This window comes from Escherichia sp. HH41S (genome assembly GCF_009820115.1).
Classification (GTDB): Bacteria; Pseudomonadota; Gammaproteobacteria; order Enterobacterales; family Enterobacteriaceae; genus Escherichia; species Escherichia coli_F.
This window is the reverse complement of record NZ_VNXE01000008.1, coordinates 75,944-91,583: the sequence shown is the minus strand read 5'-3', so window position 1 is coordinate 91,583 and position 15,640 is coordinate 75,944. Positions and strand designations below refer to the sequence as shown.

Genomic DNA, 15,640 nt, shown 5'->3' with positions numbered 1-15,640 from the left:
ATGATGAAAAAAATAATTCCCGCCGTAGTCTGTTTGTTGCTTTGTAGTTGCACGACCTTTCCGCAAGCTGTCGCTCCGGCAAACAATGACTTTGCAGGCCAGCATAACATTTATATTGTCAGTCACGGCTGGCATACCGGAATTGTGGTGCCCGCCGCAAACGTTAATCGCGTTTTACCGCAACTCGACGCGAGATTTGCGCAACCAAAATGGTATGAAATCGGCTGGGGCGATAAAGGCTTTTATCAGGCACAGGAAATTACCAGCAGCCTGACATTACAGGCGATGTTCTGGTCTACTGGCGCAGTAATGCATGTGGTGGCGTTCTCTGCCCCACCTGAACGCTATTTTCCTGGCAGTGATGTTAAGCCACTGACAATTAACAACGGTCAACTTTCGACCTTAATGTTATTTATTGGTCGGAGCTTTTCCCGTAGCGACGCGGGAAATATTATTCCGCTCAAAAAAGGCATTTATGGTGACAGCCAGTTTTATGCCGCGAATGGTCGCTATGGGATTTTAAATACCTGTAATAAATGGACGGCAAAAGGGTTACAAAGCGCGGGGATAGAGATTGAACCAGCTTTAAAATTGACGGCAGGAAGTGTGATGAGCGCAATGCCTTAAAGTTTTTCAGGCACAAAAAAAGCGCCGTGCGGCGCTTTTTTCGGAAATCCGGTCTTATTTGCTGCCCGGGATGTTGAAACGCTTGTTGAAGCGGTCAACACGGCCACCGGTAGCAACATCACGCTGTTTGCCAGTGAAGAACGGGTGGCACTTGCTGCACACGTCGAGGTTCAGGTCATGACCAACGGTGGAGCGGATTTTCATTACGTTACCGCAAGAGCAGCTAGCAGTAATTTCTTCGTATTTCGGGTGAATATCTTTTTTCATGGGAAAACCTCGGTTTAAGGCCGCGTCGCTCTTCCAGCCCTAACGCCAGACACCACGCGATGTTAAAAGTATAGCTTCAATACGATCATTTCGTACGAAGGCGCGAAATCATACAGAAATTAACCAGCGTATGCAAACTGATCCGCACTCTTCTACGGCAATGTGTATACTAACCCACCGAATTTCAAGTCAGGATGATGCTATGCCCGTTGCCCACGTTGCCTTGCCCGTTCCGCTTCCTCGTACCTTTGACTATCTGCTGCCAGAAGGCATGACGGTTAAAGCCGGGTGTCGCGTGCGCGTGCCGTTTGGCAAACAGCAGGAGCGTATCGGGGTTGTGGTGTCAGTTAGCGACGTCAGCGAGCTGCCGCTTAACGAGCTGAAAGCGGTAGTAGAAGTGCTGGACGTTGAGCCGGTATTTACTCACTCCGTCTGGCGATTACTGCTATGGGCCGCGGATTACTATCATCATCCGATTGGCGATGTGCTGTTTCATGCCTTGCCGATTTTACTGCGCCAGGGGCGGCCTGCGGCGAACGCGCCGATGTGGTATTGGTTTGCCACTGAACAAGGTCAGGCGGTGGATCTGAACAGCCTGAAACGCTCACCCAAGCAACAACAGGCGCTGGCAGCGTTACGGCAAGGCAAAATCTGGCGTGATCAGGTTGCCACGCTCGAATTTAATGATGCCGCGTTGCAGGCGCTGCGCAAAAAAGGTCTGTGTGATTTAGCAAGTGAAACACCAGAGTTTAGCGACTGGCGCACGAACTATGCCGTTTCTGGTGAACGGTTGCGATTGAATACCGAACAGGCCACCGCCGTTGGCGCAATTCATAGCGCGGCAGATACTTTTTCTGCCTGGCTGCTGGCGGGTGTTACCGGTTCCGGTAAAACGGAAGTCTATTTAAGCGTGCTGGAAAACGTGCTCGCTCAGGGCAAACAGGCGCTGGTGATGGTGCCGGAAATCGGCCTGACACCGCAAACTATTGCCCGTTTTCGTGAGCGGTTTAATGCGCCAGTGGAAGTTCTGCATTCCGGCCTGAACGACAGCGAGCGTCTTTCGGCGTGGTTGAAAGCGAAAAATGGTGAGGCGGCGATTGTGATCGGCACTCGCTCCGCACTGTTTACGCCGTTTAAAAATCTCGGTGTGATTGTCATTGATGAAGAGCACGACAGTTCCTATAAACAGCAGGAAGGCTGGCGCTACCATGCCCGCGACCTGGCGGTGTACCGTGCGCACAGCGAGCAAATCCCGATTATTCTTGGTTCCGCAACGCCCGCGCTGGAAACGTTGTGCAACGTGCAGCAGAAAAAATACCGCCTGCTGCGCCTGACCCGTCGGGCAGGCAATGCGCGCCCCGCAATTCAACATGTGCTGGATTTAAAAGGTCAGAAGGTGCAGGCGGGGCTGGCTCCGGCATTGATCACCCGAATGCGCCAACATTTACAGGCCGACAATCAGGTTATCCTCTTCCTTAACCGCCGGGGTTTTGCACCTGCCCTGCTGTGCCATGACTGCGGCTGGATAGCCGAATGCCCGCGTTGCGATCACTACTACACGCTACATCAGGCGCAACAGCATCTGCGCTGTCACCACTGTGACAGTCAGCGTCCGGTACCGCGCCAGTGCCCTTCCTGCGGCTCCACGCACCTGGTACCCGTGGGGCTGGGCACCGAACAGCTTGAGCAGACGCTCGCGCCCATGTTCCCTGGTGTGCCCATTTCTCGTATCGACCGCGATACCACCAGCCGCAAAGGCGCGCTGGAACAACAACTGGCGGAAGTGCATCGCGGCGGCGCGAGGATTTTGATCGGCACGCAAATGCTGGCGAAAGGTCACCACTTTCCGGATGTGACGCTGGTGGCGTTACTGGATGTGGACGGCGCGCTGTTTTCTGCCGATTTTCGTTCGGCGGAGCGTTTCGCCCAGCTTTACACCCAGGTCGCCGGTCGTGCAGGGCGTGCGGGTAAACAGGGCGAAGTGGTGCTGCAAACGCACCATCCGGAACATCCGCTATTGCAAACGTTGCTCTATAAAGGCTACGACGCTTTTGCCGAACAGGCGCTGGCTGAGCGGCGAATGATGCAACTGCCGCCATGGACCAGCCATGTGATTGTGCGTGCGGAAGATCATAACAATCAGCACGCGCCATTGTTCCTGCAACAACTGCGTAATCTCATCCTCTCCAGCCCGCTGGCAGACGAGAAACTCTGGGTTCTCGGCCCGGTTCCGGCGCTGGCCCCTAAACGTGGTGGCCGCTGGCGCTGGCAGATATTGTTGCAGCACCCTTCCCGCGTGCGCTTGCAACACATCATTAGTGGTACGCTGGCGCTCATCAATACAATACCGGATTCCCGTAAGGTGAAATGGGTGCTGGATGTCGATCCCATCGAGGGCTAATGCGCAAACGATGCGAGGCGGATCGAAAAATTCAATATTCATCACACTTTTCATGAAAATTCTGTAACCGTTTTCACGCGCTATCTGCTAAAAATGTTGCCGATGTGAAGTAAACATGGAAGTAGTACGCCTGCCGTGCCGGGCGAGGAGTGAGTGTGAAAGCGAAGAAGCAGGAAACTGCCGCGACCATGAAAGACGTTGCCCTGAAGGCAAAAGTCTCTACAGCGACCGTCTCCCGAGCATTAATGAATCCCGATAAAGTCTCCCAGGCCACCCGTAATCGGGTTGAAAAAGCGGCCCGGGAAGTAGGTTATTTGCCGCAGCCTATGGGGCGCAACGTCAAGCGTAATGAATCCCGTACCATTCTGGTGATTGTCCCGGATATCTGCGATCCCTTCTTTAGCGAAATTATTCGCGGTATCGAAGTTACGGCGGCAAATCACGGATATCTGGTGCTGATTGGCGACTGTGCGCATCAAAATCAGCAGGAAAAAACCTTTATCGATTTGATCATCACCAAGCAAATTGATGGCATGTTGCTGCTGGGTTCAAGGCTGCCGTTTGATGCCAGCATTGAGGAACAGCGTAATCTGCCGCCGATGGTGATGGCGAACGAATTTGCACCGGAACTGGAGCTACCAACAGTTCATATCGACAATCTGACCGCCGCATTTGATGCAGTAAATTATTTATATGAGCAAGGGCATAAACGGATTGGCTGTATAGCCGGTCCCGAAGAGATGCCGCTGTGTCACTACCGCCTGCAAGGCTACGTTCAGGCGCTGCGTCGCTGCGGCATTATGGTTGATCCGCAATACATCGCCCGTGGCGACTTCACCTTCGAAGCCGGAAGCAAAGCAATGCAACAGCTGCTTGATCTTCCACAACCGCCTACTGCTGTCTTCTGCCATAGTGATGTGATGGCGCTCGGCGCACTTTCTCAGGCAAAACGCCAGGGGCTGAAAGTCCCGGAAGACCTTTCCATAATCGGTTTTGATAACATCGACCTGACGCAATTTTGTGATCCGCCGCTGACAACCATCGCGCAGCCGCGTTACGAAATCGGTCGGGAAGCTATGCTGTTATTGCTTGATCAAATGCAGGGGCAACACGTTGGCAGTGGCTCTCGTTTAATGGACTGCGAACTTATCATCCGGGGATCAACGCGCGCGTTACCTTAAAGTAAACCTTTAAGACTGCCGTGACTGGTCAAAGGCCCGCCGCTTAAGTAACATGGCGGGCTGACGAACGAATAAATACAGCGAAACGATAGTGGCACAACGAGATTATGTACGCCGCAGCCAACCGGCACCTTCGCGGCGAAAAAAAAGCACCTCACGGAAAAAGCAACGAAATCTGCCTGCGGTTTCTCCCGCAATGGTCGCTATTGCTGCCGCCGTTCTTGTGACCTTTATCGGTGGTCTGTACTTCATTACGCATCACAAGAAAGAAGAGTCCGAGACGCTGCAAAGCCAGAAAGTGACCGGAAACGGATTACCACCGAAACCAGAAGAACGCTGGCGCTACATTAAAGAGCTGGAAAGTCGCCAGCCGGGTGTGCGTGCACCAACAGAACCGTCTGCCGGTGGTGAAGTGAAAACGCCGGAGCAACTGACACCAGAACAACGTCAGCTTCTTGAACAAATGCAGGCCGATATGCGCCAGCAGCCAACGCAGCTGGTTGAAGTTCCGTGGAATGAACAGACGCCGGAACAGCGTCAGCAAACGCTACAGCGCCAGCGTCAAGCGCAGCAATTAGCGGAGCAGCAACGCCTGGCTCAGCAGTCGCGTACAACTGAACAAAGCTGGCAGCAGCAGACGCGTACGTCGCAAGCCGCACCGGTACAGGCGCAACCGCGCCAGTCTAAACCGGCTTCTACTCAGCAGCCGTACCAGGATCTGCTGCAAACTCCTGCACACACGACTGCGCAATCGAAGCCGCAGCAAGCTGCGCCGGTTGCTCGTGCCGCTGACGCGCCAAAACAGACGGCGGAGAAAAAAGACGAGCGGCGCTGGATGGTACAGTGCGGTTCGTTCCGAGGCGCGGAACAGGCAGAGACGGTACGTGCTCAGCTGGCGTTCGAAGGCTTTGACTCGAAAATTACCACCAACAATGGCTGGAATCGTGTGGTGATTGGCCCGATTAAAGGGAAAGAAAATGCCGACGGCACCCTGAATCGCCTGAAGATGGCGGGTCATACAAACTGTATTCGACTCGCTACCGGGGGTTGAAACCCTCAAAATCCCCCCCATCTATAATTGCATTATGCCCCGTACTTTTGTACGGGGTTTGTACTCTGTATTCGTAACCAAGGGGTCAGCTCGTGACAACTATAGTAAGCGTACGCCGTAACGGCCATGTGGTCATCGCTGGTGATGGTCAGGCCACGTTGGGCAATACCGTAATGAAAGGTAACGTGAAAAAGGTCCGCCGTCTGTACAACGACAAAGTCATCGCGGGCTTTGCGGGCGGTACTGCGGATGCTTTTACGCTGTTCGAACTGTTTGAACGTAAACTGGAAATGCATCAGGGCCATCTGGTCAAAGCCGCCGTTGAGCTGGCAAAAGACTGGCGTACCGATCGCATGTTACGCAAACTTGAAGCACTGCTGGCAGTCGCGGATGAAACTGCATCGCTTATCATCACCGGTAACGGTGACGTGGTGCAGCCAGAAAACGATCTTATTGCTATCGGCTCCGGCGGCCCTTACGCCCAGGCTGCGGCGCGCGCGCTGTTAGAAAACACTGAACTAAGCGCCCGTGAAATTGCTGAAAAGGCGTTGGATATTGCAGGCGACATTTGCATCTATACCAACCATTTCCACACCATCGAAGAATTAAGCTACAAAGCGTAAGGATCTCCCATGTCTGAAATGACCCCACGCGAAATCGTCAGCGAACTGGATAAACACATCATCGGCCAGGATAACGCCAAGCGTTCCGTGGCGATTGCACTGCGTAACCGCTGGCGTCGCATGCAGCTTAACGAAGAGCTGCGCCATGAAGTGACCCCGAAAAATATCCTGATGATCGGCCCGACCGGTGTCGGTAAAACTGAAATCGCTCGTCGTCTGGCTAAGCTGGCGAATGCGCCGTTCATTAAAGTTGAAGCGACCAAATTCACCGAAGTGGGCTATGTAGGTAAGGAAGTGGATTCTATTATCCGCGATCTGACCGATGCCGCCGTGAAAATGGTACGCGTCCAGGCTATTGAGAAAAACCGTTATCGCGCTGAAGAACTGGCAGAAGAACGTATTCTCGACGTGCTGATCCCACCGGCTAAAAACAACTGGGGACAGACCGAACAACAGCAGGAACCGTCCGCTGCTCGTCAGGCATTCCGCAAAAAACTGCGTGAAGGCCAGCTCGATGACAAAGAAATCGAGATCGATCTTGCCGCAGCACCGATGGGCGTTGAAATTATGGCGCCTCCGGGAATGGAAGAGATGACCAGCCAGCTGCAGTCCATGTTCCAGAACCTGGGTGGTCAGAAACAAAAAGCGCGTAAGCTGAAAATCAAAGACGCCATGAAGCTGCTGATTGAAGAAGAAGCGGCGAAACTGGTGAATCCGGAAGAGCTGAAGCAAGACGCTATCGACGCCGTTGAACAGCACGGGATCGTATTTATCGACGAAATCGACAAAATCTGTAAGCGCGGCGAGTCTTCCGGTCCGGATGTTTCTCGTGAAGGCGTTCAGCGTGACCTGCTGCCGCTGGTAGAAGGTTGCACCGTTTCCACCAAACACGGGATGGTCAAAACTGACCACATTCTGTTTATCGCTTCTGGCGCGTTCCAGATTGCGAAACCGTCTGACCTGATCCCGGAACTGCAAGGTCGTCTGCCAATCCGCGTTGAACTGCAGGCACTGACCACCAGCGACTTCGAGCGTATTCTGACCGAGCCGAATGCCTCTATCACCGTGCAGTACAAAGCACTGATGGCGACAGAGGGCGTAAATATCGAGTTTACCGACTCCGGTATTAAGCGCATCGCGGAAGCGGCATGGCAGGTGAACGAATCTACCGAAAACATCGGTGCTCGTCGTTTACACACTGTTCTGGAGCGTTTAATGGAAGAGATTTCCTACGACGCCAGCGATTTAAGCGGTCAAAATATCACTATTGACGCAGATTATGTGAGCAAACATCTGGATGCGTTGGTGGCAGATGAAGATCTGAGCCGTTTTATCCTATAATCGCGTTCAATCATTTTCATCATTGTTTGATGGGGCTGAAAGGCCCCATTTTTATTGGCGCGTATTATGACTGAACAACAAATTAGCCGAACTCAGGCGTGGCTGGAAAGTTTACGACCTAAAACCCTCCCCCTCGCCTTTGCTGCAATTATCGTCGGGACGGCGCTGGCATGGTGGCAAGGTCACTTCGATCCGCTGGTCGCCCTGCTGGCACTGATTACCGCCGGACTGCTTCAAATTCTCTCTAACCTCGCTAATGATTACGGCGATGCAGTAAAAGGCAGCGATAAACCTGACCGCATTGGCCCGCTACGTGGCATGCAAAAAGGGGTCATTACCCAGCAAGAGATGAAACGGGCGCTCATTATTACCGTCGTCCTCATCTGTCTCTCCGGGCTGGCGTTGGTTGCAGTGGCGTGCCATACGCTGGCCGATTTTGTCGGCTTCCTGATTCTTGGCGGGTTGTCGATCATTGCCGCTATCACCTACACCGTGGGCAATCGTCCTTATGGTTATATCGGTCTGGGTGATATTTCCGTACTGGTTTTCTTTGGCTGGTTAAGCGTCATGGGCAGCTGGTATTTACAGGCTCATACGTTGATTCCGGCGTTGATCCTTCCGGCGACCGCATGCGGCCTGCTGGCAACGGCAGTACTGAACATTAATAACCTGCGTGATATCAATAGCGACCGCGAAAACGGCAAAAACACGCTGGTGGTGCGCTTAGGTGCAGTAAACGCGCGTCGTTATCATGCCTGCCTGCTGATGGGCTCTCTGGTGTGTCTGGCGCTGTTTAATCTCTTTTCGCTGCATAGCCTGTGGGGCTGGCTGTTCCTGCTGGCGGCACCATTACTGGTGAAGCAAGCCCGTTATGTGATGCGGGAAATGGACCCGGTGGCGATGCGACCGATGCTGGAACGCACTGTCAAGGGAGCGTTACTGACTAACCTGCTGTTTGTTTTAGGGATATTCCTAAGCCAGTGGGCAGCATAACTGACAAATATCAATTAACAATTGATGATTTTGCCAACAGCCCACATAGCGCGATATACTGAAAATTCTCGCAGCAACTGAATGTTAAGCCTATGAAATACGATACTTCCGAGCTTTGTGACATCTATCAAGAAGATGTTAACGTCGTGGAACCGCTGTTCTCCAACTTTGGCGGACGGGCGTCGTTTGGCGGACAAATAATCACGGTAAAATGTTTCGAGGACAACGGGTTGCTGTACGATCTGCTCGAACAGAATGGCCGTGGTCGTGTTCTCGTCGTTGATGGCGGTGGTTCTGTTCGTCGCGCACTGGTCGATGCTGAGCTGGCGCGTCTGGCAGTACAAAATGAATGGGAAGGCCTGGTCATTTACGGCGCGGTGCGTCAGGTAGATGACCTGGAAGAGCTGGATATCGGCATCCAGGCGATGGCAGCAATTCCAGTCGGTGCCGCTGGCGAAGGCATTGGCGAAAGCGATGTCCGCGTTAATTTTGGCGGCGTCACCTTCTTCTCCGGTGACCATCTTTATGCCGACAATACCGGAATTATTCTTTCAGAAGATCCGCTGGATATTGAATAAGTACCTGCCATGCGTTAAAAGGGGAATTAAATTCCCCTTTTTTATATGCAAAATATTCATAAAGACTATCGTTTGTTTTTATTTAATTCATTTTAAATATCAATAGTTCACATCTGACAATATAAATTAATTATCGATAAATCATTTCATAAAAATATGCAGCATTAAAAATTAATGCTATATGGTAAATTAACTATTCTGGGAATAGGGATATGAATCATCGTTAGTAGCGAACGTATTATATAATAAGGGATTGATATGAGATACGTTATCTTATTAATACTATGGATAATAACTACTTTTCTTAGTCATCTTCAGCACAGCAACCTACTGTCTGGAGATCCTGGCATGGTTGGCGAGTATATCGGTTCAGTATTTCTGGGGCCGTTGTTACTTCCCGTGCTTGTGTCAGGTATTCTGTGCGCATTTATTAAAAAAAAACGTAACTTCGCCAGTTTTACTCGCGGGTGCTGTTGGGTATTGGGAATCCTGCTTTTATCCAAAGTCGGCAATACGTTTCGTATGTTTACCCCGTGGCAATATACCTTTGAGAATGCTGCGATAACCGTGACTATCCCGAACCGACACTGGAATACGGTTTCCATCAGTACTAATAAAACCATTGATATAAGAAGTGAGGATAATAGCGTCTTCATTTCTGCTTTCCGCCTGCCCGCAGGACGTAGCGCCGATGACCCGCTGGAAGCGTTAAAGAAGAAGCAGCGAGACAATCTCAAGGATCAATACAATGAGGAAGCCTTCCAGTTTCATGATTGTAATGCCAAACATTTCACCTGTAAGTATCAGGATGTGTTGATAAATTTTGATGGTCAGCAGAAAAGAACCATCAGTGTTTATCTTGAAGACACCCCCAGGGCTGTGGGGATCATTGCATTAATGGCGCCAGATACGGCAGATAAATATCGCCAACAGGCGATGGAGATTATGCTTTCCGCTAAAAATGCAGTGAAGTAAAAAATAAGGCGCCTTGCGGCGCCTCTGCGTGGAAGAGATTAAACCTCTTCCATGCGACCCAGCAGGGCCTGCAGACGTTCCTGCCAGCCGTTCTGCTGTTCTTTCAGATGGTTGTTCTCACGCTCCAGCTCTTCGCGCTGATGCTGGGCATTTTGAACTTCCTGCGACAGTGAGTTGTTTTTTTCTTTCAGCTCTTCGATTTCCATCTGCAACAGAGTGATGGTATCAATCGCCTGCTGTACTTTTGCTTCCAGTTTCTCAAACACTTCTAATGACATTGTCATACCTCTCCTGAATTGCAAGGCGTTGATGGATAAAAAATCCTCGTCCCGATTACCGGTGACGCCTTAATAAATACGAGCGCACTTTAGTTAGCTCCGATTGTATGAAGCCGCGCCATCGCTGTCCAGCGGCACGCCTTGCAGATTACGGTTTGCCACACTTTTCATCCTTCTCCTGGAGACATAATCCACGCAAATCGAAAATGTTAATAAATTTGTTGCGCGAATGATCTAACAAACATGCATCATGTACAATCAGATGGAATAAATGGCGCGATAACGCTCATTTTATGACGAAGCACACACATTTTAAGTTCGATATTTCTCGTTTTTGCTCGTTAACGATAAGTTTACAGCATGCCTACAAGCATCGTGGAGGTCCGTGACTTTCACGCATACAACAAACATTAACTCTTCAGGATCCGATTATGAGTCAAACATCAACCTTGAAAGGCCAGTGCATTGCTGAATTCCTCGGTACCGGGTTGTTGATTTTTTTCGGTGTGGGTTGCGTTGCAGCACTAAAAGTCGCTGGTGCGTCTTTTGGTCAGTGGGAAATCAGTGTCATTTGGGGACTGGGGGTGGCAATGGCCATCTACCTGACCGCAGGGGTTTCCGGCGCGCATCTTAACCCCGCTGTTACCATTGCATTGTGGCTGTTTGCCTGTTTCGACAAGCGCAAAGTTATTCCTTTTATCGTTTCACAAGTTGCCGGCGCTTTCTGCGCTGCGGCTTTAGTTTACGGGCTTTACTACAATTTATTTTTCGACTTCGAGCAGACTCATCACATTGTTCGCGGCAGCGTTGAAAGTGTTGATCTGGCTGGCACTTTCTCTACTTACCCGAATCCTCATATCAATTTTGTGCAGGCTTTCGCAGTTGAGATGGTGATTACCGCTATTCTGATGGGGCTGATCCTGGCGTTAACGGACGATGGCAACGGTGTACCACGCGGCCCTTTGGCTCCCTTGCTGATTGGTCTACTGATTGCGGTCATTGGCGCATCTATGGGCCCATTGACGGGCTTTGCCATGAACCCAGCGCGTGACTTCGGTCCGAAAGTCTTTGCCTGGCTGGCGGGCTGGGGCAATGTCGCCTTTACCGGCGGCAGAGACATTCCTTACTTCCTGGTGCCGCTTTTTGGCCCTATCGTTGGCGCGATTGTAGGTGCATTTGCCTATCGCAAACTGATTGGTCGCCATTTGCCTTGCGATATCTGTGTTGTGGAAGAAAAGGAGACCACAACTCCTTCAGAACAAAAAGCTTCGCTGTAATATGACTACGGGACAATTAAACATGACTGAAAAAAAATATATCGTTGCGCTCGACCAGGGCACCACCAGCTCCCGCGCGGTCGTAATGGATCACGATGCCAATATCATTAGCGTGTCACAGCGCGAATTTGAGCAAATCTACCCAAAACCAGGCTGGGTAGAACACGACCCAATGGAAATCTGGGCCACCCAAAGCTCCACGCTGGTAGAAGTGCTGGCGAAAGCCGATATCAGTTCCGATCAAATTGCAGCTATCGGTATTACGAATCAACGTGAAACCACTATTGTCTGGGAAAAAGAAACCGGCAAGCCTATCTATAACGCCATTGTCTGGCAGTGCCGTCGTACCGCAGAAATCTGCGAGCATTTAAAACGTGACGGTTTAGAAGATTATATCCGCAGCAATACCGGTCTGGTGATTGACCCGTACTTCTCTGGCACCAAAGTGAAGTGGATCCTCGACCATGTGGAAGGCTCTCGCGAGCGTGCACGTCGTGGTGAATTGCTGTTTGGTACGGTTGATACGTGGCTTATCTGGAAAATGACTCAGGGCCGTGTCCATGTGACCGATTACACCAACGCCTCTCGTACCATGTTGTTCAACATCCATACCCTGGACTGGGACGACAAAATGCTGGAAGTGCTGGATATTCCGCGCGAGATGCTGCCAGAAGTGCGTCGTTCTTCCGAGGTGTACGGTCAGACTAACATTGGCGGCAAAGGCGGCACGCGTATTCCAATCTCCGGGATCGCCGGTGACCAGCAGGCGGCGCTGTTTGGTCAGTTGTGCGTGAAAGAAGGGATGGCGAAGAATACCTACGGCACTGGCTGCTTTATGCTGATGAACACCGGCGAGAAAGCGGTGAAATCAGAAAACGGCCTGCTGACCACCATCGCCTGTGGCCCAACTGGCGAAGTAAACTATGCGCTGGAAGGTGCGGTGTTTATGGCGGGCGCATCCATTCAGTGGCTGCGTGATGAGATGAAGTTGATTAACGACGCCTACGATTCCGAATACTTTGCCACCAAAGTGCAAAACACCAACGGTGTGTATGTGGTTCCGGCCTTTACCGGGCTGGGTGCGCCATACTGGGATCCGTATGCGCGCGGGGCGATTTTCGGTCTGACTCGTGGAGTGAACGCTAACCACATTATACGCGCGACGCTGGAGTCTATTGCTTATCAGACGCGTGACGTGCTGGAAGCGATGCAGGCCGATTCTGGTATTCGTCTGCACGCCCTGCGCGTGGATGGCGGCGCAGTGGCGAACAATTTCCTGATGCAGTTCCAGTCCGATATTCTCGGCACGCGCGTTGAGCGCCCGGAAGTGCGCGAAGTCACCGCATTGGGTGCGGCCTATCTTGCTGGTCTGGCGGTAGGCTTCTGGCAGAACCTCGACGAGCTGCAAGAGAAAGCGGTGATTGAGCGCGAGTTCCGTCCTGGCATCGAAACCACCGAGCGTAATTACCGTTACGCTGGCTGGAAAAAAGCGGTCAAACGCGCGATGGCGTGGGAAGAACACGACGAGTAATATCAGGCATCTGAACCAATTGCCTGATACTGATCGCCTGATGCGACGCTTACGCGTCTTATCAGGCCTACGAGCCGATGCCATTTTGTGTAGGCCGGATAAGGCGTTCACGCCGCATCCGGCATGTCGTAGACTCTGAAATCGTGCGGGGGCAACCCCCGCACACATCAATAATCCTGCCCTTCCCCTGTGCTACACTTCGCGCCATTCCTTACTGCTTAGAGTTTGCTATGAGACGAGAACTTGCCATCGAATTTTCCCGCGTCACCGAATCTGCGGCGCTGGCTGGCTACAAATGGTTAGGACGCGGCGATAAAAACACCGCGGACGGCGCGGCGGTTAACGCCATGCGTATTATGCTCAACCAGGTCAACATTGACGGCACCATCGTCATTGGTGAAGGTGAAATCGACGAAGCACCGATGCTCTACATTGGTGAAAAAGTCGGTACCGGTCGCGGTGATGCGGTAGATATTGCTGTTGATCCGATTGAAGGCACGCGCATGACGGCGATGGGCCAGGCTAACGCGCTGGCGGTGCTGGCAGTAGGCGATAAAGGCTGCTTCCTCAACGCGCCGGATATGTATATGGAAAAGCTGATCGTCGGGCCGGGAGCGAAAGGCGTCATTGACCTGAATCTGCCGCTGGCGGATAACCTGCGCAATGTTGCGGCGGCGCTCGGCAAACCGTTGAGCGAACTGACGGTAACGATTCTGGCAAAACCGCGCCACGATGCCGTTATCGCAGAAATGCAGCAACTCGGCGTGCGCGTATTTGCTATTCCGGATGGCGATGTGGCAGCCTCAATTCTCACCTGTATGCCAGACAGCGAAGTTGACGTGCTGTACGGTATTGGTGGCGCGCCGGAAGGCGTGGTTTCTGCGGCGGTGATCCGCGCATTAGATGGCGACATGAATGGTCGTCTGCTGGCACGTCATGACGTCAAAGGCGACAACGAAGAAAATCGCCGCATTGGCGAGCAGGAGCTGGCTCGCTGCAAAGCGATGGGCATCGAAGCGGGTAAAGTGTTGCGTCTGGGCGATATGGCGCGCAGCGACAACGTCATCTTTTCTGCCACTGGCATCACCAAAGGTGATCTGCTGGAAGGTATTAGCCGCAAAGGCAATATCGCCACCACCGAAACACTGCTGATCCGCGGTAAATCACGCACCATTCGTCGCATTCAATCCATCCACTATCTGGATCGTAAAGACCCGGAAATGCAGGTGCACATTCTCTGAGTGATTTGATCGATTGAGCCTTCCAGTCCTTCGGGACTGGAATTTTTTTGTTCGGAGAACGAAGATAAGGCAAGTCAATCAAAACAGGAGAAAAACATGGCTGATTGGGTAACAGGCAAAGTCACTAAAGTGCAGAACTGGACCGACGCCCTGTTTAGTCTCACCGTTCACGCTCCCGTGCTTCCATTTACTGCCGGGCAATTCACCAAACTAGGCCTTGAAATTGACGGCGAACGCGTCCAGCGTGCCTATTCCTACGTTAACTCTCCTGATAATCCCGATCTGGAGTTTTACCTGGTGACCGTCCCCGATGGAAAATTAAGCCCACGATTAGCGGCACTGAAACCGGGCGATGAAGTACAGGTGGTTAGCGAAGCAGCTGGCTTCTTTGTGCTGGATGAGGTCCCTGACTGCGAAACACTGTGGATGCTGGCAACCGGTACAGCGATTGGCCCTTATTTATCAATTCTGCAACTGGGCAAAGATTTAGATCGCTTCAAAAATCTGGTTCTGGTTCACGCCGCACGTTATGCCGCCGACTTAAGTTATCTGCCACTGATGCAAGAACTGGAAAAACGCTACGAAGGGAAACTGCGCATTCAGACGGTGGTCAGTCGGGAAACGGCGGCGGGTTCGCTCACCGGGCGAATACCGGCGTTAATTGAAAGTGGTGAACTGGAAAGTGAGGTGGGCTTGCCGATGGATAAAGAAACCAGCCATGTGATGCTGTGCGGCAATCCACAGATGGTTCGCGATACGCAACAGTTGCTAAAAGAAACCCGGCAGATGACGAAACATTTACGTCGTCGACCGGGCCATATGACAGCGGAGCATTACTGGTAAGCGGTTACTTATCGATAAACGGCACGATGAGCAGATCCGCTTTCAACTTATTGATCATCCCGCGGTATGCCGGCATCAAACGGTTGATAAATGAGTGGTGATGACCACAGACAAGGAGGTCGCACTGCTCTTGTTGCATAATATCCAGCAGTGTTTCCGGCATTTCCCCACGTTCAATACGCAGTTTTGTCTTCGGCCATTGAATATTTTTCGTCAGTTTATACAGCTTGTTATCCGACTTATTCTTCAACAATTGAAGAATATCCTCTGTTGCAGGGAAGTAGATACCCGGATACAACTCGCTTAAGCCATCATCAATATGAATTAACGTCAGGTGAGCGTCATTATGTCTGGCGAGCTCCAGGGCTTTATTCACCAGTAAGGCATCTTCTTCATTCCCGGAAATTGCCACGCCAATGTGTTTATAAGCCAT

16 protein-coding genes are annotated in these 15,640 nt (G+C 51.7%); 13 read left to right on the top strand and 3 right to left on the bottom strand.

Features of this window, described 5'->3' with window-relative positions:
• Positions 1-3: 3 nt before the first annotated feature.
• Complete coding sequence (locus FQZ95_RS02435) at positions 4-627, top strand: TIGR02117 family protein (RefSeq protein ID WP_000720775.1); 624 nt, start codon at positions 4-6, stop codon at positions 625-627.
• 54 nt (positions 628-681) lie between these two features.
• Here FQZ95_RS02435 and rpmE read toward each other — a convergent pair whose 3' ends face one another.
• Positions 682-894: a 50S ribosomal protein L31 gene (rpmE, locus tag FQZ95_RS02430; RefSeq protein WP_000710769.1), complete on the bottom strand. Its 213-nt coding sequence runs from the start codon at positions 892-894 to the stop codon at positions 682-684.
• 202 nt (positions 895-1,096) lie between these two features.
• On the opposite strand from rpmE, the gene priA reads away from it, so the two are divergent.
• The 8 genes from priA (at position 1,097) to FQZ95_RS02390 (ending at position 10,037) form a co-directional block, all read left to right on the top strand.
• A complete protein-coding gene (priA, locus tag FQZ95_RS02425; RefSeq protein WP_160529844.1) occupies positions 1,097-3,295 on the top strand; it encodes a primosomal protein N' in 2,199 nt (732 codons plus the stop codon).
• A 155-nt stretch (positions 3,296-3,450) separates the two neighbouring features.
• Positions 3,451-4,476: a DNA-binding transcriptional regulator CytR gene (gene cytR, locus FQZ95_RS02420; protein ID WP_000644904.1), complete on the top strand. Its 1,026-nt coding sequence runs from the start codon at positions 3,451-3,453 to the stop codon at positions 4,474-4,476.
• 91 nt (positions 4,477-4,567) lie between these two features.
• On the top strand, positions 4,568-5,527 hold the full coding sequence (gene ftsN / locus FQZ95_RS02415; RefSeq protein ID WP_160529843.1) for a cell division protein FtsN: 960 nt from the start codon (positions 4,568-4,570) through the stop codon (positions 5,525-5,527).
• A gap of 92 nt (positions 5,528-5,619) precedes the next feature.
• Entirely contained in the window at positions 5,620-6,150 is a 531-nt protein-coding gene (hslV, locus tag FQZ95_RS02410) for an ATP-dependent protease subunit HslV (protein WP_000208242.1), read from the top strand.
• Between the two features lie 9 nt (positions 6,151-6,159).
• Complete coding sequence (hslU, locus tag FQZ95_RS02405) at positions 6,160-7,491, top strand: HslU--HslV peptidase ATPase subunit (RefSeq protein ID WP_001293341.1); 1,332 nt, start codon at positions 6,160-6,162, stop codon at positions 7,489-7,491.
• Positions 7,492-7,557: 66 nt separating this feature from the next.
• Positions 7,558-8,484, top strand: a complete 927-nt coding sequence (menA, locus tag FQZ95_RS02400) for a 1,4-dihydroxy-2-naphthoate polyprenyltransferase (RefSeq protein WP_001305044.1) — start codon at positions 7,558-7,560, stop codon at positions 8,482-8,484.
• A gap of 92 nt (positions 8,485-8,576) precedes the next feature.
• Positions 8,577-9,062: a ribonuclease E activity regulator RraA gene (gene rraA, locus FQZ95_RS02395; RefSeq protein WP_000872908.1), complete on the top strand. Its 486-nt coding sequence runs from the start codon at positions 8,577-8,579 to the stop codon at positions 9,060-9,062.
• Positions 9,063-9,410: 348 nt separating this feature from the next.
• Positions 9,411-10,037, top strand: coding sequence for a hypothetical protein (locus FQZ95_RS02390; protein ID WP_123057342.1), 627 nt, complete (start codon positions 9,411-9,413; stop codon positions 10,035-10,037).
• Positions 10,038-10,075: 38 nt separating this feature from the next.
• Here FQZ95_RS02390 and zapB read toward each other — a convergent pair whose 3' ends face one another.
• Positions 10,076-10,321 carry a septal ring assembly protein ZapB gene (gene zapB / locus FQZ95_RS02385; protein ID WP_001296623.1) on the bottom strand — a complete coding sequence of 82 codons (246 nt, stop codon included), beginning with the start codon at positions 10,319-10,321 and terminating at the stop codon, positions 10,076-10,078.
• A gap of 425 nt (positions 10,322-10,746) precedes the next feature.
• Between zapB and glpF the strand changes: the two genes are divergently transcribed.
• From glpF to fpr, 4 genes are all read left to right on the top strand, one after another.
• Positions 10,747-11,592: a glycerol uptake facilitator protein GlpF gene (gene glpF, locus FQZ95_RS02380; protein ID WP_000084268.1), complete on the top strand. Its 846-nt coding sequence runs from the start codon at positions 10,747-10,749 to the stop codon at positions 11,590-11,592.
• Positions 11,593-11,614: 22 nt separating this feature from the next.
• The gene (gene glpK, locus FQZ95_RS02375) at positions 11,615-13,123 is read left to right on the top strand and encodes a glycerol kinase GlpK (protein WP_000136788.1); all 1,509 of its coding nucleotides are present in this window, start codon (positions 11,615-11,617) and stop codon (positions 13,121-13,123) included.
• 230 nt (positions 13,124-13,353) lie between these two features.
• The gene (glpX, locus tag FQZ95_RS02370; RefSeq protein WP_001250655.1) at positions 13,354-14,364 is read left to right on the top strand and encodes a class II fructose-bisphosphatase; all 1,011 of its coding nucleotides are present in this window, start codon (positions 13,354-13,356) and stop codon (positions 14,362-14,364) included.
• 96 nt (positions 14,365-14,460) lie between these two features.
• Entirely contained in the window at positions 14,461-15,207 is a 747-nt protein-coding gene (gene fpr, locus FQZ95_RS02365; RefSeq protein ID WP_105288377.1) for a ferredoxin--NADP(+) reductase, read from the top strand.
• A 4-nt stretch (positions 15,208-15,211) separates the two neighbouring features.
• Here fpr and uspD read toward each other — a convergent pair whose 3' ends face one another.
• A complete protein-coding gene (gene uspD, locus FQZ95_RS02360) occupies positions 15,212-15,640 on the bottom strand; it encodes a universal stress protein UspD (protein WP_000323553.1) in 429 nt (142 codons plus the stop codon).

Coding starts and splice junctions, on each gene's coding strand:
- FQZ95_RS02435 (WP_000720775.1), top strand. CDS start 4: ATGAAAAAAATAATTCCCGCCGTAGTCTGTTTGTTGCTTTGTAGTTGC.
- rpmE (WP_000710769.1), bottom strand. CDS start 894: ATGAAAAAAGATATTCACCCGAAATACGAAGAAATTACTGCTAGCTGC.
- priA (WP_160529844.1), top strand. CDS start 1,097: ATGCCCGTTGCCCACGTTGCCTTGCCCGTTCCGCTTCCTCGTACCTTT.
- hslU (WP_001293341.1), top strand. CDS start 6,160: ATGTCTGAAATGACCCCACGCGAAATCGTCAGCGAACTGGATAAACAC.
- menA (WP_001305044.1), top strand. CDS start 7,558: ATGACTGAACAACAAATTAGCCGAACTCAGGCGTGGCTGGAAAGTTTA.
- rraA (WP_000872908.1), top strand. CDS start 8,577: ATGAAATACGATACTTCCGAGCTTTGTGACATCTATCAAGAAGATGTT.
- FQZ95_RS02390 (WP_123057342.1), top strand. CDS start 9,411: ATGGTTGGCGAGTATATCGGTTCAGTATTTCTGGGGCCGTTGTTACTT.
- zapB (WP_001296623.1), bottom strand. CDS start 10,321: ATGACAATGTCATTAGAAGTGTTTGAGAAACTGGAAGCAAAAGTACAG.
- glpF (WP_000084268.1), top strand. CDS start 10,747: ATGAGTCAAACATCAACCTTGAAAGGCCAGTGCATTGCTGAATTCCTC.
- glpK (WP_000136788.1), top strand. CDS start 11,615: ATGACTGAAAAAAAATATATCGTTGCGCTCGACCAGGGCACCACCAGC.
- glpX (WP_001250655.1), top strand. CDS start 13,354: ATGAGACGAGAACTTGCCATCGAATTTTCCCGCGTCACCGAATCTGCG.
- fpr (WP_105288377.1), top strand. CDS start 14,461: ATGGCTGATTGGGTAACAGGCAAAGTCACTAAAGTGCAGAACTGGACC.
- uspD (WP_000323553.1), bottom strand. CDS start 15,640: ATGGCTTATAAACACATTGGCGTGGCAATTTCCGGGAATGAAGAAGAT.